We start from the raw sequence: 262 nt of genomic DNA, 5'->3' as shown, positions 1-262 counted from the left end.
CACGAGGTTCACGACCTCACGCCAGGACGCTGCAATCGCCTGCCCGACACGCAAAACAGGCTCGATCTAGGCAGTCATGCGAACTGTGCTTCCGCCGTGCAGCAGGCGAAGCGGACGTACTCACAATCAAACGGCTGCATCCACTGTTGCCCGTCCTGCCACACTTCGTAGGACCAGATCGTCGCAAGCGTTTGCTTCTGCAGGCGCTTGCATTTCTGACAGCACTGCTCCGGGTGGACACGGACGCTCGCGCGCCCAGCAG

The 262-nt window shown here is 61.5% G+C and carries 1 protein-coding gene; it reads right to left on the bottom strand.

Going from position 1 to position 262, the window contains the following annotated elements; translation table 11 throughout:
• Positions 1-74: 74 nt before the first annotated feature.
• Positions 75-262: hypothetical protein (locus SB660_RS21570; protein ID WP_410584457.1), on the bottom strand; the 188-nt coding region annotated here is incomplete at its 5' end.

Origin of the sequence: Bacillus sp. SIMBA_005 (genome assembly GCF_046535585.1) — a bacterium.
GTDB lineage: Bacteria > Bacillota > Bacilli > Bacillales > Bacillaceae > Bacillus > Bacillus pumilus.
This window is presented reverse-complemented; position numbering and strand designations above follow the sequence as displayed.